We start from the raw sequence: 16,231 nt of genomic DNA on the forward strand, positions 1-16,231 counted from the left end.
GCACCGGACCAGCTGATGCTCCCCGACCTCGTGCCCGCCGCGCCGCCCGTCCCCGGACCGGAGACCGACAGGGAGATCTCGCCGTGACCACCGTGACCAGCACGGAACGCCCGAGCACGTGGTCGGAGCGTCTCGACCCGCGGAACTGGAGCCTGGTCGCCAAGCTGGCGGTCGTCGGCCTGGTGCCCACCGTCCTCGCGCTGTCCATCGGCGCCGTCCGCGTCGTCGACCAGGCGAACGTGGCCGAGGAGCTCGGCCGCGGGAGCGGCCTGGTCGACGTGCACCGCCAGATCGAGACGCTGACCGGCGCCCTGCAGGACGAGCGCGACGCCGCGGTCCGCTTCGTGGCGGGCAACCGGCTCGGTGACCGGGCCGCCGTCGACCGGGCGCAGGCCACGACCGACCAGGCGCTGCAGGCGACCACGGCGGGGCTCGACACCGCCGAGCAGCAGGCCCCCGACCTGGCCACGGCCCGCCGGCAGGCGGACACCACGTTCGGCCAGCTGCCGGTCATCCGGTCGCAGGTCGCCGAGGGCCCGACCCCGGCCGCCGACCTCACCGGCCGCTACACCGCGGTCGTCCAGCGCACCCTGGGGCTCGACCGGGCGCTGGTCGGGCGGCTGCAGACCGCGGACACCGCGGGACTGACCACCGCGATCGCCGCCGGGTCGAGCGCCCGCGAGGCCCTGCAGCTCCAGCGCACCGTCATCGGCGGCGCGCTCGCCGCCGGGACGCTGGAGGAGCAGCAGCGCGCGCAGGCGACCGGGGCCGAGGCCTCGTTCCAGGCCGCGGCGGGCGACTTCCAGTCCTCGCTGACCCCCGAGCAGGCCGAGTCCTTCGGCAACATCGGCGCCGGCCAGGCGAACGCCGAGCGCAACGCACTGCGCGACCAGGCGCTGTCGGTCCCGCCGGGGGTCGCCCCGCCGGTCGACCCGAACGCGTGGGACGCCGCGGTCGACCGGTCCGTCGGCGCGGTCGACCAGTCCACGGCCGCCGCGGAGCAGGCGTTCGTCGACGGCCGGGCCGCGGCCGCGGAGCAGGCGGGCAACACCGCGGGCCTCAACTCCGTGCTGCTGATGCTCACGATCCTGCTGACCGCGGGCGTCATCCTGCTGCTGGGCCGCCAGATGGTCCGTTCGCTGCGCCTGCTGCGCAGCTCGGCGCTCGAGGTCGCGGAACAGAAGCTGCCCGCGGCGGTGCAGGGCATGCGGTCCGGGCAGGCCCCGAACGCGCTCGTCGAGCCGGTCCCGCTGGACAGCCGCGACGAGATCGGTCAGGTGGCGCGCGCCTTCGACGCCGTCCACGGCCAGGCGATCCGCCTCGCCGCCGACCAGGCCGCACTGCAGCAGAACGTCAACTCGATGTTCGTCAACCTGTCCCGCCGCTCGCAGGCGCTGGTCGAGCGCCAGCTGCAGCTGATCGAACAGCTGGAGAGCGACGAGCAGGACCCGGACCAGCTGTCGAACCTGTTCCAGCTGGACCACCTCGCGACCCGTATGCGCCGCAACAGCGAGAACCTGCTGGTCCTCGCGGGCACCGACCTGGCGAAGCGGAACGTCGCGCCGGTGCAGGTCGTCGACGTCCTGCGGGCCGCGGTGTCGGAGGTCGAGCAGTACCAGCGGGTCATCGTGCAGACCCCGCCGAACGCCACGATCGCCGGCCGGGCCGCGAACGACCTCGTCCACCTGCTCGCCGAGCTGCTGGACAACGCCACGAACTTCTCGCCGCCGGACTCGCAGGTCGTCATGTCGACGACCCGCACCGCCGACGAGTCGCTGCTGATCGAGATCTCCGACCGTGGTGTCGGCATGATGGACTCCGAGCTGGTCGACGCGAACCAGCGCCTCTCCGGCCCGGCCGAGGTCGATGTGTCGGCCTCCCGGCGGATGGGTCTGTTCGTGGTCGGCCGGCTGGCCGCACGGCACCGCGTCGGCGTCCGGCTCGCCTCGGCCGCGGTCGGCGGCGGCTCCGGCGGGCTGAGCGCCTCGGTGACCGTCCCGCCGCAGCTGGTGCCCTCCGCGCAGCTGCCCGAGCAGCGCCGTGACGGCGACCCGGGCGCCTGGGGCGGCCCGCCGCCCCAGGGCGGTGAGCAGCAGGCGCCGCCGCAGCCCGCCCCGGCGCTGACCGGTGGCGGCGCGCCCGACGAGCCCCGGCCGGACTCCCCGGTCGCGGTGAACGGCAGCGGTCGCGGTGGCTCGCTGCCCTCGATGGTCGCGGGCTCCGACGGCCCGATGACCCCGACGTTCGAGACCGGCGCACCCTCGTCCACGGGAGCGCGCAACGGTTCGGGGTCGGGCCTGCCGACGCGCCGTCCGGGCTCGTCGCTGACGAAGAACGCAGCCCCCGGCGACGCCGGCGGGCAGCCAAGCGACGGGCCGGCGCCGACCCTGAACGGGTCCGCCCCGCAGGGGCTGTCGGCCTTCACGTCCTCGCCGGACGGGGCTGACGACGGCCGCGCACCGGCCGACGTCTTCACCCCGGCCGACGGCGACACCGCCCGCGGCGCCGAGGCCTTCCGGGGCGGCGGGTCGGTCCCCTCCGGCAGAGGTGACGGCCCGTCCGGCGACGACGGCGCGGTGTCTCCCGGGAGCACCGGGACGTCCGGCACCGCCGACCGCGGCGACGGCGCCGACGACAGTGACCCGGCCCGGTCCGGCGGCGCCCCGGCCCCGTCGGCCGCTGCGGCACTCGGGCTGACGGGTGCCACCGCGGCGGCCGCCGCGGCCCGTGCCCGCGCCGACCGGGACTCCGACGACACCGTGGTGCTGGACCGCGCGATCGGCGACGGGCCCGAGGACACGACGACCGGCGCCATCGGCTCCGCCGCCGTCGGCGGCGCGGTCCTCGGCGGCGCGGCCCTCGGGGGCGCGGCCGTCGGGGCCGGTCGGGACGGGGACACCGGCCCGGACACCACCGGGTCCGACACCGGGAGCACCGGATCCGCCGGCGACGGCGGGGACGCCCCGGACGACGGCGACGACGCGGTCGCCGACCCCGAGACCGCCGCGCTGCCCACGATCCGGCCCTCCGGCCGCGCGCCCATGGGCGGGCCGCTCCCGGCCCGCACCAACGGGTCCCGGCCCACCCCGTCGCGACGCCCGGTCATGCCGGCCCGCGGCGCCGGGCCGGACCTGCCGACCCGCGGCCCCGGACGTCAGGGACCGCCTCCGGCACCGGCCCGCGGCCCGCAGCAGCCCACGCCCCAGCGGGCCCAGCAGTTCCCGGGCACGCCCCCGCGCCCGGACCCGCAGCAGGGTGACCCGCAGGAGCGTCCGGGCCGGCAGCCGTCGCCGGGCACGCCTGCGCCGCTGCCGAAGCGCGAGGGCGGCCGGGCCGCGGGTCCGGCACGTCTCGCGGCGGGTGCCGCGGGCTCCTCGCAGGACGAGCTGTTCGCACCGAAGGTGCCCGTCGAGGGTGACCGGGGCCGGCTCCGGCGCCCCGGGGCGGTCGAGTCACCCCGGTCCCAGGCCGGGTTCGACATGGGTCAGACCACCCCGATCTTCGACGACATCGCCTCGGCCTGGTTCCGGTCGAACCGTTCGGTGCCGGTCCGCTGGCAGGACGGTTCCACCCCGAACGGCGGCGCCCCGAACGGTGGCGCCCCGGACGACGTCGACCCGACCACGGTCTCCGCCGGGGGCGACGCCACGCCGCCCCCGTCCGGCTTCGCCTCTCCCGCCGACGACGTCTGGCGGCAGGCCCGCGAGGCCACCGACGGCGACGAGTCGGAGACAGCCGGTGACGACCTGACGACGGCCGGACTGCCCAAACGACGCCCGCGGGCGCGACTGCTCCCGGGCAGTGCGGCAGGATCGACCGTGCTCAGCCCCGCTCCGGCGGAGCCGAGGGACGCCGAGAGCGTCCGTGGCCGTCTCGCCAGCTACCAGCAGGGCGTGCGCCAGGGCCGGGAGAGTGCCTCCGGGGTCCGGCGCAACGCACTGGCCGGCACGACCGGGACGGTCGACGGCGACCCCGACCGGCACGACCCGCACGACCAGCACGACCGGCAGGGCATCCGTGCCCCGCAGGACACCACCGCGACCGGCACCCCCGAGCCCGCCGCGGACCGACCGAACTCGTCCGACCCCGAGGAGAACCAGTGAGGGCACCGCAGGCACAGCCCAGCCAGAGCCGTTTCGGCTGGCTGGTCACCAACTTCGCGGAGCGCGTCCCGGGTGTCGCGCACGCCATCGTGGTGTCGACCGACGGGCTGCTGCTGACCGCGTCCGACCGGCTGCCGCGCGACCGGGCCGACCAGCTCGCCGCCGTCGCATCCGGTCTGGTCAGCCTGACCCAGGGCGCCGCGCGCTGCTTCGACGCCGGTGGCGTCGTGCAGACCGTCGTCGAGATGGACCGCGGGATCGTGCTGCTGATGTCGATCAGCGACGGCTCCTGCCTGGCCGTGCTGGCCTCGCCGAGCTGCGACATCGGCCTCGTCGGCTACGAGATGACGTTGCTGGTCGACCGGGTCGGCCAGCTGCTCACCCCGGAGCTGCGCGCGGAGCTGCAGGGCTCGTTCGGGCCCTGAGCCCACGACCCCGGACCCCAGGACGCGTTACCGTCATGCACCCCATCCCAGGATCGACCAGAGCGGGTGAGATCCGATGACCCAGGACCCGGGTGGACACGGCCCCGAGCCGACGTTCGCCGACGTCATGAACGGGTTCAGCCTGGACTCCAAGCGCAAGCCGAGGAAGCGCCGATGGGGGCGCGACCGTCCGGAGGACGACGTCGAGCCGGAGGACGCCGGCACCGGGGCCCGGGTCCCACCGCCGGGACCGGCCGAGGTGACCGGCCCCATCGGCGGGTCGGCGGCCTACGGGCTGCCGCCCACCCCGGACGAGCTGGAGGCCCGGCGCACCGGTGAGCGGCCGGACCGGCCGACGCCGTACCCGGCACAGAACTCGGGGCCGAGCCCCGCGCACGACCCAGTGGCAGCGCCGCCGCCGGTGCCCCCGTCCGCGGGTGGCGCCTCCTTCGTCCGGCCCTACGCCTGGACGCGGGGACGGACCAAGTCGGGCTACGAGCTGGCCGTCGAGACCCTGGTCTCGGTCAGCAACCGGGCCCGCAGCCAGCTGGAACGGCTGCCGATGGAGCACCGCTCCGTCGCCGACCTGCTGCTCGAGCAGACCCGCTCGGTGGCCGAGGTCGCGGCGTTGCTGTCGCTCCCCCTGGGCGTCGCCCGGGTGCTGCTCGGGGACATGGCCTCGAACGGCACGGTGACCGTTCACCAGACCGCGAGCACCCCCGGCAACGCGCCGGACCTCGCGCTGATGGAAAGGGTGTTGAGTGGACTCCGTCGGCTCTAGGCCACAGCCGCCCCAGCCCGCGGCCGGGATGGCCCGTGCCGCGACGATGTCGGCCAAGATCGTGGTGGCCGGCGGGTTCGGCGTCGGGAAGACCACCTTCGTCGGATCGGTCTCGGAGATCATGCCGCTGACCACGGAGGCGGTGATGACCGAGGCGAGTGCGTCGCACGACGACCTCTCCGCCACCCCCAACAAGCGGTCCACGACGGTCGCGATGGACTTCGGCCGCGTCTCGCTGGACTCCGACCTGGTGCTCTACCTGTTCGGCACGCCCGGCCAGCAACGGTTCTGGTTCATGTGGGACGACCTGGTCCGCGGCGCGATCGGTGCCGTCGTCCTCGTCGACACCCGGCGCCTCGCCGACTCGTTCGCCGCGATCGACTTCTTCGAGGACCGTGGACTGCCCTACGTGGTGGGCGTCAACGCCTTCGACGGGCAGCTGCAGCACACCCTCGACGACGTCCGTGAGGCGATGTCGATCGACCCGGCCGTCCCGATGGTCGTCTGCGACGCCCGGCACCGCCAGTCGACGAAGGAGACCCTGATCGCGCTGGTGCAGCACGCGATGCACCAGCGGATGGCGGCCGGCGCCCGCTGACCCCGGACCCGGCGGCGCCGGCACGAGGAGTGCCGGCGCCGCCGAGGTCGTGCGCCCGCGGGCTCAGTCCCGCCCGGCCGGCTGCTCCGACCCGGCGTCCACCGGCGCGATCGAGGTGATGCGGTGCAGCTGGATGCGGCGGAGCTCGCCGTCCAGCGCGTCCCGGCCCTCGACGTACCCGCCGCCGACGGAGACCGGCGCCAGCACCCGGTCCCCGGCGACGCCGTGCGCGTCGACGTAGCCGATCCACACGGTCCGGCCCTCGCGCACCGCGTCCTGCAGGGACGCGAGGTTCCCGGTCGCGCCGGTCGCCTCACGGCGGCCCGCGACGCTGTCGCGCACCCCGGCCAGGCGGTCGCCGGCCCGCAACCGCTCGACGATCTCCTCCGCCCGCCGGGTCGGGGAACGGTCGACCACCCGGCCGGCGTCGCGGGTCCCGCGCCGCAACCGTGGCTCGGTGCGCCGCCCCTTCGGACCGAGGTCGACGACCGCGCCGCCCGCGTCCTCCGCGGCCGGGCTGAACCCGGCCGCGCGCAGCCCGTCCAGCACCTCGGCCAGCGGCAGCGAGGCGACCACGACGGTCGGCGCGATCCGGCGCAGCCCCAGCTCCTCGGCCGCGGGATGCGCGAGGACCTCGGACAGGAGCACCTCGTCGTCGGAGCGCAGGAAGCAGCTGACCGCACCGCCGCGCAGCCTGCCGTGCCGGCGGGCGACGTCGTCGACGAGGTAGGTCAGGGTCTGCGGGACCGGGGTGCGCGAGCGCGCCTCGAGGATCGCGCGGACGTCGTCGGCGGTGCGGCCGGTGTCCAGTGCCCGGCGCAGGCTGCGCTCGGTGAAGCGGTAGACCGTCGCGCCGCCCGCCGACTCGACCTCGGCCAGGATCGCCAGCTCGTGCGCGAGGTCGGCCGACAGCCGTCCCGGCGCGACGGCCGTCAGGTCGGCCTGCAGCAGGATCTCCTCCACCGGGGCGGGCAGCGCCGCGTGCAGCGCGGCGGCCAGCTCGGTGGGGTGCCGGGTGGGGTGTGCGGGATCCGGGCGCAGGGCCGGGTCGAGCAGCACCCGTCCGGCCGTGGTGAGCGCGTCGAGGGCGACCACACCGACCGTCGTCGCCTCGGCGACCGTCCAGCCGACCGTCTCGTCGCGCAGCCGACCGCCGCGCCGCGGGGCGTGCCAGGCCAGCAGCCGCGCCAGGTCCTCCGGGGACCCGACCGAGGTGCCGGGCGCGAGGTCCGCGAGCGCGTCCAGGACCCGTCGGCGGTCCCGTGCGGCCGGGGGCCTGCGAGGGCCGTCGGACAGGGCGGTGATCGGCTTGCCGGTCTCGTCGCGGCGCCCCACCAGCCCGGGCAGCCGCGGCAGCTCCAGCCACGCCTGGGCCAGCACCGCCCAGCGCGACTCCTCCCGGCCGGTCCCCCAGACGTCCCAGGTGGTGGTGGGCAGCCACTCCGGTGCCACCGACTCGGTCGAGCCGACGAGGTCCGCGGCGTGCAGGATCTCCAGGATCAGCGCCGCGGTCGGCTCGTCGGTGTCGGCCGCCTTCGCGGCGCGCTTGAGCTCGCGCACGCCGAACCCGCCCGAACGCAGCACGGGCACCGACTCCCGCGCCAGCCACTCCAGGAGCAGGTCGGTGCGGCGCAGGAACTCCAGCGCGGCCCCGGCTCCGGTGCCGTCCACCAGGGCGGTCTCCCGCGAGCGCAGCGGTACGTCCGGCCGGGACAGGTCGAGCGGACCCATCGGTCGGTCGCCGCGCAGGGCGAGCGCGACCTGGCGGGGCAGCTCGACGGTGTCGGCGTCGCGGCGGACCAGCAGCCCCTTGGCCACCAGCGACCCGACCGGCCCGGCGGCGCCGTTCGGCGTGCGGGAGCGTCCGACCGGCGGGCCCTGGGCGAGGACCTCGAGGACCTTGCGCTCGTCCTCCTCCGCCCCGGCGAGCAGCGCGTCGAGCTCGGAGCCCGCAGCGGGCCCGGTGGCCGGGGCGCCGAGCCCGGCGGGCCACGGCCCGGCGACGTCCGCGGCCGCGGGGACCACCGACACCGCGTCGTCCGGGCCCCAGGCCAGCGCCCGGTCGCGCAGCGCGGCGAGGCCCTCGGCGAGGGTGGCCGCGTCGACGTCCTCGCCCAGCCAGCCGCGCAGGCCGGTACCGGGCGTCGTCGCGTCGGCCGGGGTCTTCCACGCCGTCGCCAGCACCAGCGCGTCCAGCACGGTCAGCGCGACGGTGCCGAGGTCCTCGCACGCGCGCTGGACCGACGCCCGGATCGAGGCGCGGGTCGCGAGCACGGTGAGGTCGCCGGGGGGCGGGACGGCGAGGTCCGGACGCGCGCGCAGCAGCGCGGCGAGGAACCCGTCGTCCTGCCCGCGCAACCACTCGACCAGGGACGTCTGCATCATCGCCAGAGTAGTCCGACGGCCGGAGACGCACCGGGGCGGACAGCCGCGTCCGCGTCCGCGATACTGGGTGCACCGAGACCGTCGGTCCCGCCCGGGACCGGACGACGACGCTGGAGGACGCGATGGCCGCCAAGCCCGCCAACCAGGACCGGATCCACCCGGAGTGGCCGCACTCCGAGGACGGGGACCACCCGGTCACCGAGCTCCTGGGCAGCGTCCAGGGAAACATGTCGCCCTACGGTGACATCGAGTTCCCGGTCGCCAGCGTGCCCTACGAGCACCCGGTCACCGAGATCAACCGCTGACCGTGGTCGCCGGCCTGTTGCTCGCGGGCGGCGCCGGGCGCCGCATGGGCACCCCGAAGGCGCTGGTCCGACTGCACGGTGAGCCGCTCGCGGTACGCGCGGTGAAGGCGTTGCAGGCGGGCGGGTGCGGCCCAGTCACCGTCGTGCTCGGCGCCCGCGCCGACGACGTCACCGACGTGCTGCGCGCCGCGGGTCTGGGCACCGACGGCAGTGACGTCGGTGTCGTGGTCGCCGAGGACTGGGACGAGGGCATGGGCGCCTCGCTGCGGCGCGGGCTGGGGTCGCTGACCCACCTGCCCGGCACCGGTGCGGCGCTGGTGCACCTGGTCGACCTGCCCGGCATCGGACCGGAGGCGATCCGCCGGGTCGTCGCCGGCGCCGAGCCGTCGTCGCTGCGGCGGGCCGCGTTCGACGGCGTCCCCGGGCACCCCGTCCTGCTCGGGCGGGACCACTGGTCCGGTGTGGTCGCGCTGTCCTCCGGGGACTCCGGTGCCCGCGACTACCTGGCCGGCCGCTCCGACGTGGAGCTCGTCGAGTGCGGCGACGTCGCCGTCGCCGACGACGTCGACACCCCGGGGCAGCTGCGCCGCCTCGCCGGTACCTGAGCCGGTCCCGACACACACGCGCCCCGGTCCCTCCACGAGGGACCGGGGCGTCGTCGTGCCGGGATCAGGTGTTGATGACCTGGCCGGGGGTGATCAGGTGCCCTGCGCCGAGGCCCGGGTTCTTGGCCAGCAGGTCCTTCCAGTTCGCGATGCCGTGCGCGGCCGCGATCCGGCCCAGGGTGTCTCCCGACTTCACCGTGTAGGTGCCACCGGAGGACGCCGCGGGGTCGCGGACCCGGACGCGCCGGTCTTGGCGGAGCAGGACGGCCAGGCGTTCCAGCCCTGGGCGGCCAGCACCTTCTCCGCGACGGCGATCTGCTCGGCCCGGGACGCCTGGCGCGCCGACGTGGCGTACTCGCCACCGCCGAAGGCCTTCCAGGTGGTCGGGCTGAACTGCAGGCCGCCGTAGTAGCCGTTGCCGGTGTTCGCAGCCCAGTTCCCGGTGCTCTCGCAGTGTGCGAGGGAGTCCCAGGTGGAGTCGGTGGCGGCGTTCGCGGTGCCCACGACCGCCAGCATCGGGGCGCCGAGGACGGCGCCGGCGACGGCGGTCCGGGCGATCGTGCGGCCGGCGGTGCTCGGTTTGCGGTGTTTCCCACGGTAACGAGGCATGGCTGGCTCTCCCGCGTGACGCGTCCCGAACCGCACCCGGGGAGTGGGTGCCCGTTCCGGCGGCCGGGGGAGCGGCCACCGATCCGTCTGTCGATCGGCCCTGTCCCACGGGATACCTCGGGGGCCGGTGGACCGCCGGACAGGGAGCGTTGCGGCACCGGAGCCCGGCCGCATGGGGGAGTCGGCCGAGCCGTGATCGAAGGTAGGTCACGTCAGGACGACGCGAAAGTCGACGGCGACACGGCGTGGCGTCGGACGTACCGGACACATGATGTTCGGGCAATGCGTTTGCGCAGGTGAAGAGCCCCGATCACGAACGAGAAACGTTCGTGCAAACAGTGCGATCGGTTCCACAAACGTGATACCGATCACATCTACTAGCCATCCGGGGCCCCGTCCCGTGCACACGGAGTGGTGGGGGCCACCGGGGGACCCACCCGTACTGTCGGGGGCGTGACCACCGAGCACAACCGGCCCGGACCCGCTCTCAGCCACGTCGACGACGCCGGGGCGGCCCGGATGGTCGACGTCGCCGACAAGCAGCCCGGCCGCCGCACCGCCGTCGCCACCGGGACCGTGCACACCACGGCCGAGGTCGTGCACCTGCTGGAGACCGACGGCCTCCCCAAGGGCGACGCGCTCGCCACGGCCCGCATCGCCGGGATCATGGGCGCCAAGCGCACGCCGGACCTCGTCCCGCTCTGCCATCCGATCGCGATCAGCGGGGTCACCCTGGACCTCGCCCCCGCCACCGACGGCGACACGGGCCGGATCGCCATCCGCGCCGAGGTCCGCACCACCGACCGCACCGGGGTGGAGATGGAGGCGCTGACCGCGGTCGCCGTCGCCGGGCTCACCCTGCACGACATGATCAAGGCCGTGGACCCGGCCGCCGTGCTCGACGCCGTGCGCGTCGAGCGCAAGGAGGGTGGCAAGACCGGGCTGTGGGAGCGCGGGGCATGACCGCCGCACGCACCGCCCGGGTGGTCACCGCCTCCAACCGCGCCGCCGCCGGTGTCTACACCGACCGTGGCGGGCCACCGATCGTCGCCTGGCTGCGCGAGCGCGGCTACGACACCCCGAACCCGGTCGTCGTACCGGACGGGGAGCCGGTCGGCGAGGCGCTGCGGGCCGCCGTCGCCGACGGGGTCGCGGTGGTCGTCACCACCGGCGGCACCGGCATCTCCCCCACCGACGCCACCCCCGAGGTCACCCGGGCCGTGCTCGACCACGAGATCCCGGGCCTGGCCGACGCGATCCGCCGCGCCGGGGAGGAGAAGGTGCCCACCGCGGTGCTCTCCCGCGGGCTGGCCGGGGTCGCGGGCCGCACCCTGATCGTCAACCTGCCCGGCTCCCCGGGCGGGGTGAAGGACGGCCTCGGCGTGCTCGCCGGGGTCCTCGACCACGCGGTCGACCAACTGCACGGAGGAGACCACCGATGACCGATCCCGCGACCACGCGGACCGCGACGGTCCTGCGTGCGGCCGTCGGCGAGGAGCCGCTCGACGTCGACGAGCACGCCCGCCTGGTCGAGCACGCCGCGGCCGGCGCGGTCGTCACCTTCGCCGGCGTCGTGCGCGACCACGACGGCGGGAAGTCGGTGCACGGGCTGGAGTACAGCGCGCATCCGACGGCCGCCCGGATCGTCGCCGAGGTCGCCGAGCAGGTGGCCGCCCGCTCGCCCGGCGTCCGAGCGCTCGCGGTCAGCCACCGGGTCGGCCCGCTCGACATCGGCGAGGTCGCCCTGGCCTGCGCCGTCGCCGCCGAGCACCGCCGCGAGGCGTTCACCGCCTGCGCCGAGCTGGTCGACGAGGTGAAGCGGCTGCTGCCGGTCTGGAAGCACCAGCGTTTCGCCGACGGGTCCGACGAGTGGGTCAACTCGACCTGATCCCGGGGGGCGTCCCCGCAGCACGGAACGGCCCGGGTCCCCTCCCCACACGGGGAAGGGGACCCGGGCCGTCGTCCGCCGGGGCGGGTGCTGGGGACACCGCGCGCCCCGTCCCGTCCGTCCCGGATGGCGGTCCGGGCGGACGGAGGGATCAGCCGAGGTCCAGGACCTGGCCGACCGAGATCGCGTTCACGTTGCCGATGCCGTTCGCGGCGGCCAGCTTCGCGACCGAGGTGCCGTGCGCGGCCGCGATCCGGCCCAGCGTGTCGCCGGACACGACGGTGTAGCCACCGGCGGCCGGGGCCGCGGCCTTCTTCTTCGGCGCGGCGGCGGGGGCCGACGCCTTCACGCGCTTGCCCGTGTCCGCGCTGTGCCCGGTGATGCCCAGCTTCTTCGAGCAGGACGGCCAGGCGCCCCAGCCCTGTGCGGCCAGCACCTTCTCGGCGACGGCGATCTGCTCGGAGCGGCTGGCGTTGGCCGCCGAGCCCGATCCGCCGTAGGCGGCCCAGGTGGACGGCGAGAACTGCAGCCCACCGTGGTACCCGTTACCCGTGTTGATCGACCAGTTGCCGCCGCTCTCACACTGCGCGAGCTGGTCCCAGACGCTGTCCGGGGCGGCGTTGGCGGTACCGGCGATCGTGGCCGTCGCGCCGACCGCGACGACACCCGCCGCAGCCATGCGCAGGAGACTTCGGCCCTTGGGTCCCTTGGTCATTGCTTCGCTCCCCACCGCGCCGGCCCGAGGACACGCACACTCCGCGCAGGTGGTCCCCAGGGCACAGGTGTGCCCGCCGTGTCGTCGCAGGTGCGTCGATCGGGACCGGGGAGCGACGTCCGTGACGCCCGCGGAGGTGGTCTCGCTCGTCCCCGTCCCGTTCCGTTTCCTCGACGGACCGGACAGCCGCGGGACGGGGGTGGTTCGGCGCGGCGGGTCCGGATGTGTGGCTCGTTCAGGTGGCCGCTCCGGTGGACCGGCCGACGAGAAAGGTGAATGCGCGGAAAGAATTCGTCAATGAAGGACCCCGTGAGCGGAATCACTGTAACAACGATGTAATTATCAGATCTACCCTAAATGCACTGGTCAACGACGTCACATCACGGACCTATCACGCGGTCGTGAACATTTCTGATCCGGAAGCACATCGAACCTTCCGGGCCCCCCGTTCGTCTCCACGGGGAGGTCCCGGACCCGCCCGCGCGGTGAGGAGGGGCCCTCCTGCTGTGGCCGCGTTCACCGCCCGTCCTGCATGCTGGTTCGGTGAACGAACCCGCACCCGGCCCCGGGAGCCCGGCCGAGCTCGCCGGCGCGCTGCGCGCCACCGGCTACCTCGCCGACGACGGTCTCGCGACGGCGGCCTTCCTCGCCCTGCGCATGAACCGTCCGCTCTTCTGCGAGGGCGAGCCGGGGACCGGTAAGACCGCGCTGGCCCAGGCACTGGCGACCACGCTGGACGCGCCGCTCATCCGTCTGCAGTGTCACGACGGCATCGACGCAGGCCAGGCCCTCTACGACTGGGACTTCCCCCGTCAGCTGCTGCACCTGCGCACCCTGGAGGCGGCGAGCGGTCGTGACGGGTTCGACCCCGACGCGGTCGAGGCCGGCCTCTACGACGAGCGCTTCCTGCTCGCCCGCCCGATCCTGCAGGCGCTGCGCACCAGCCCGTCGGTGCTGCTCATCGACGAGATCGACCGCGCCGACGACGAGTTCGAGGCCTTCCTCCTGGAGGTCCTCACCGAGCACGCGGTGACGATCCCCGAGCTCGGTGAGGTCCGCGCCGCGACGCCGCCGGTCGTCGTCCTCACCTCGAACCGGACACGGGAGGTGCACGACGCGCTCAAGCGGCGCTGCCTCTACCTCTGGCTGGAGCACCCGAACATCGAGCGCGAGATCGAGATCCTGCACTCCCGGCTCCCCGAGGTGCCCGAGCGCCTCGCCGCGTCGGTGGCCCGCGCCGTGCAGAAACTGCGCCACACCGACCTGATCAAGCCGCCGGGCGTCGCGGAGACGCTGGACTGGGCACGGGCCCTGCAGCTGATCGGCGCGCGGCACCTGGACCCGGAGTCGGCGGCGCGCACGCTGGGTGCCGTCCTGAAGTACCGGGAGGACGCCGACCGGGTCCACAAGCAGCTCGACACCCTGCTGGCGTCCTGACCCGGCCGCGATGACCGTCCCCTCGAGCCCGTCCCCGGCGGCCCCGCCACGGCCCCCCGCGGCGGAGCCCACCGGCACCCCCGACGAGCTGCTGACCGGATTCGTCGGGTTCACCGAGGTCCTGCGCGCAGCCGGGGTCGCGGTCACCCAGGACCGGGTGACCGCCTACCTGCAGGCCCTCGACACCCTCGACGTGACCGACCGGGACCAGGCGTACTGGGCGGGCCGGTTCACGCTGTGCGCCGACCCCGACGACATCGTCCGCTACGACCTGGCGTTCCCGTCGTGGTTCGAGCCGACCAGCAACCGCCCGTCCAGCAACCGCGACGACCGGCCGCCGGCACCGCCGAAGCTGGCCGCCCTGCTGCCCGGGCGTGAGGGCGGCGAGGACGACTCCGACGACGCCGACGGCCCGCAGATCAAGGCCGCCGCGACCGGCGCGGAGATCCTGCGCAACCGCGACCTCGGTGAGCTCTCCCCCGCCGAGCGGGAGCACCTGCGCCGGCTGATGACCCTGCTGGAGCCGGAGCCGCCGACCCGGGCGTCGCGGCGCCGGCGCCGGAACACCCGCGGCGAGGCCGATCCGCAGCGCACGTTGCGGGCGGCGCTGCGCAACCAGGGCGAGATCTTCCGGCTGGCCCGCCGCGACACCTCGCGCCGCCCGCGCAAGGTCGTCCTGCTCGTCGACGTGTCCGGTTCGATGGAGCCCTACGCGGACGCGCTGATGCGCTTCGCCCACGTCGTGGTGCGCCGCTCGCCGCGCTCGGTCGAGGCGTTCACCCTGGGCACCCGGCTCACCCGCATCACCCGTGAGCTGCGGCTGCGCGACCCCGAGCACGCGCTGCGCGCCGCGGGCAGGGCCATCCCGGACTGGTCGGGCGGCACCCGGCTGGGCGAGGTGCTGCAGGCCTTCGTGGACCGCTGGGGGCGCCGCGGGGCGGCCCGGCGGGCGGTGGTCGTCGTCTTCTCCGACGGCTGGGAACGCGGCGGCACCGAGCTGCTGGGCGCCCAGGCCGAACAGCTGTCCCGGCTGGCCCACCGGCTCATCTGGGTCAACCCGCACGCGGGCAAGGACGGCTACGCCCCGGTCCAGGGGGGAATAGTCGCGGCCCTTCCGCACTTGGACGACCTGCTGGCCGGGCACAGCCTGGACACGTTGGAGAAACTGCTCGAGGTGGTGCGCAATGCGTGACGTGATCGACCAGCTCGAAGGCTGGTGGAAGAACGGGGAGCCGGCCGCGCTCGCGACGGTGGTCGGTACCTTCCGGTCCGCTCCGCGCCAGCCGGGGGCCTCGATGCTCGTCGGGCCGGCCGGCGAGGCGGTCGGCTCGGTCTCCGGCGGCTGCGTCGAGGGCGCGGTCTACGAGCTCGGGCAGCAGGTGCTCTCCGAGGAACGGCCGGTGCTGCAGCGCTACGGCGTCTCCGACGACGACGCCTTCGCCGTCGGGCTGACCTGCGGCGGCATCCTCGACATCTTCGTGGAGAAGGTGACCCCGGAGACCTACGCGCAGCTCGGCCGGATCGCCGAGGCGATCCGCGACGAGGACCCCGTCGCGGTCGCGACGGTCGTCGCGGGCCCGTCGGAGCTGCTCGGCAGGCGGCTCATCGTCTGGCCGGACCGCACCGAGGGCGGCACCGGCTCGGACCGGATCGACGACGCCGTCCGCGACGACGTCCGTGGTCTGCTCGACTCCGGCCGCAACGCGACGCTGACCTACGGCGTCCACGGCGAGCGTCGCGGGGAGGGGCTGCAGATCTTCGTCGAGTCGTTCGCCCCGCCGCCCCGCATGATCGTGTTCGGGGCGATCGACTTCGCCGCCGCGGTGGCCCGGATGGGCAGCTTCCTCGGCTTCCGGGTGACCGTCTGCGACGCACGCCCGGTGTTCGCGACGGCCAGCCGCTTCCCGGGGGCCAACGAGGTCGTCGTGGAGTGGCCGCACCGGTACCTGCAGGCGGAGGCCGATGCGGGCCGGATCGACCAGCGCACCGCGCTGTGCGTGCTCACCCACGACCCGAAGTTCGACGTGCCGCTGCTGGAGGTCGCGCTGCGGCTGCCGGAGGTCGGCTACATCGGGGCGATGGGGTCGCGACGCACCCACGACGACCGGCTCGACCGGCTGCGGGAGAAGGGCGTCACCGAGGCCGAGATCGCGAAGATGTCCTCGCCGATCGGGCTGGACCTGGGTGCCCGCACCCCGGAGGAGACCGCCGTGTCGATCGCCGCGGAGATGATCGCCCAGCACTGGGGCGGCGAGGGTGTCCGGCTGGCCGAGCGCGAGGGGCCGATCCACGCGTCCTGAGCTCCTGCGCTTTCGGCCAGGTCGCGGCCGGTGGGTGTACCGGCTCCGACCTGCGGTCACGCCCGCCGTCCGCCGATCGA

At 75.1% G+C, this 16,231-nt stretch carries 16 protein-coding genes; 12 read left to right on the forward strand and 4 right to left on the reverse strand.

Going from position 1 to position 16,231, the window contains the following annotated elements:
- The first annotated feature begins 83 nt into the window (after positions 1-83).
- From KPF47_RS04270 to KPF47_RS04285, 4 genes are all read left to right on the forward strand, one after another.
- Positions 84-4,103: a nitrate- and nitrite sensing domain-containing protein gene (locus tag KPF47_RS04270; RefSeq protein WP_224387104.1), complete on the forward strand. Its 4,020-nt coding sequence runs from the start codon at positions 84-86 to the stop codon at positions 4,101-4,103.
- Positions 4,100-4,528 carry a roadblock/LC7 domain-containing protein gene (locus KPF47_RS04275; protein WP_020623626.1) on the forward strand — a complete coding sequence of 143 codons (429 nt, stop codon included), beginning with the start codon at positions 4,100-4,102 and terminating at the stop codon, positions 4,526-4,528. The genes KPF47_RS04270 and KPF47_RS04275 overlap by 4 nt, the downstream gene beginning before the upstream one ends.
- 76 nt (positions 4,529-4,604) lie before the next feature.
- Entirely contained in the window at positions 4,605-5,309 is a 705-nt protein-coding gene (locus KPF47_RS04280; RefSeq protein ID WP_224387106.1) for a DUF742 domain-containing protein, read from the forward strand.
- 28 nt (positions 5,310-5,337) lie between these two features.
- Positions 5,338-5,907, forward strand: a complete 570-nt coding sequence (locus KPF47_RS04285; protein ID WP_224387299.1) for an ATP/GTP-binding protein — start codon at positions 5,338-5,340, stop codon at positions 5,905-5,907.
- Positions 5,908-5,970: 63 nt separating this feature from the next.
- On the opposite strand, the gene KPF47_RS04290 is transcribed toward KPF47_RS04285, so the two are convergent.
- The gene (locus KPF47_RS04290) at positions 5,971-8,292 is read right to left on the reverse strand and encodes a helicase-associated domain-containing protein (protein WP_224387108.1); all 2,322 of its coding nucleotides are present in this window, start codon (positions 8,290-8,292) and stop codon (positions 5,971-5,973) included.
- A gap of 122 nt (positions 8,293-8,414) precedes the next feature.
- Here KPF47_RS04290 and KPF47_RS04295 point away from each other — a divergent pair, with 122 nt between their 5' ends.
- Both KPF47_RS04295 and KPF47_RS04300 read left to right on the forward strand, forming a co-directional pair.
- Positions 8,415-8,597, forward strand: coding sequence for a hypothetical protein (locus tag KPF47_RS04295; protein ID WP_224387110.1), 183 nt, complete (start codon positions 8,415-8,417; stop codon positions 8,595-8,597).
- Between the two features lie 2 nt (positions 8,598-8,599).
- A complete protein-coding gene (locus tag KPF47_RS04300) occupies positions 8,600-9,202 on the forward strand; it encodes an NTP transferase domain-containing protein (RefSeq protein ID WP_224387112.1) in 603 nt (200 codons plus the stop codon).
- A gap of 64 nt (positions 9,203-9,266) precedes the next feature.
- Here KPF47_RS04300 and KPF47_RS40745 read toward each other — a convergent pair whose 3' ends face one another.
- Together KPF47_RS40745 and KPF47_RS39665 are read right to left on the reverse strand one after the other, a co-directional pair.
- Positions 9,267-9,398: a LysM domain-containing protein gene (locus tag KPF47_RS40745; RefSeq protein ID WP_224387114.1), complete on the reverse strand. Its 132-nt coding sequence runs from the start codon at positions 9,396-9,398 to the stop codon at positions 9,267-9,269.
- Complete coding sequence (locus tag KPF47_RS39665; protein WP_374108793.1) at positions 9,395-9,811, reverse strand: transglycosylase family protein; 417 nt, start codon at positions 9,809-9,811, stop codon at positions 9,395-9,397. Before KPF47_RS39665 ends, KPF47_RS40745 begins: the two co-directional genes overlap by 4 nt.
- A gap of 453 nt (positions 9,812-10,264) precedes the next feature.
- Between KPF47_RS39665 and moaC the strand changes: the two genes are divergently transcribed.
- The 3 genes from moaC to KPF47_RS04325 are packed head-to-tail and all read left to right on the forward strand — an operon-like array spanning position 10,265 to position 11,699.
- Positions 10,265-10,774 carry a cyclic pyranopterin monophosphate synthase MoaC gene (gene moaC, locus KPF47_RS04315; RefSeq protein ID WP_224387115.1) on the forward strand — a complete coding sequence of 170 codons (510 nt, stop codon included), beginning with the start codon at positions 10,265-10,267 and terminating at the stop codon, positions 10,772-10,774.
- Positions 10,771-11,253, forward strand: a complete 483-nt coding sequence (locus KPF47_RS04320) for a molybdenum cofactor biosynthesis protein B (RefSeq protein WP_224387117.1) — start codon at positions 10,771-10,773, stop codon at positions 11,251-11,253. Before moaC ends, KPF47_RS04320 begins: the two co-directional genes overlap by 4 nt.
- Positions 11,250-11,699, forward strand: coding sequence for a molybdenum cofactor biosynthesis protein MoaE (locus KPF47_RS04325; RefSeq protein ID WP_224387119.1), 450 nt, complete (start codon positions 11,250-11,252; stop codon positions 11,697-11,699). The genes KPF47_RS04320 and KPF47_RS04325 overlap by 4 nt, the downstream gene beginning before the upstream one ends.
- 151 nt (positions 11,700-11,850) lie before the next feature.
- On the opposite strand, the gene KPF47_RS04330 is transcribed toward KPF47_RS04325, so the two are convergent.
- Positions 11,851-12,378 carry a transglycosylase family protein gene (locus KPF47_RS04330; protein ID WP_224387121.1) on the reverse strand — a complete coding sequence of 176 codons (528 nt, stop codon included), beginning with the start codon at positions 12,376-12,378 and terminating at the stop codon, positions 11,851-11,853.
- A gap of 579 nt (positions 12,379-12,957) precedes the next feature.
- Here KPF47_RS04330 and KPF47_RS04335 point away from each other — a divergent pair.
- From KPF47_RS04335 to KPF47_RS04345, 3 genes are read left to right on the forward strand one after another with little or no spacing between them, the layout of a single operon-like run.
- Positions 12,958-13,851: a MoxR family ATPase gene (locus KPF47_RS04335; RefSeq protein WP_224387123.1), complete on the forward strand. Its 894-nt coding sequence runs from the start codon at positions 12,958-12,960 to the stop codon at positions 13,849-13,851.
- 10 nt (positions 13,852-13,861) lie between these two features.
- Positions 13,862-15,043 (forward strand): VWA domain-containing protein, encoded by a 1,182-nt coding sequence (locus KPF47_RS04340; protein WP_224387125.1) that lies wholly within the window; start codon positions 13,862-13,864, stop codon positions 15,041-15,043.
- Complete coding sequence (locus KPF47_RS04345; RefSeq protein ID WP_224387126.1) at positions 15,036-16,151, forward strand: XdhC/CoxI family protein; 1,116 nt, start codon at positions 15,036-15,038, stop codon at positions 16,149-16,151. Before KPF47_RS04340 ends, KPF47_RS04345 begins: the two co-directional genes overlap by 8 nt.
- The last annotated feature ends 80 nt before the right edge of the window (positions 16,152-16,231 follow it).

It is taken from the genome of Pseudonocardia sp. ICBG1293 (assembly GCF_020131355.1).
Lineage (GTDB): Bacteria > Actinomycetota > Actinomycetes > Mycobacteriales > Pseudonocardiaceae > Pseudonocardia.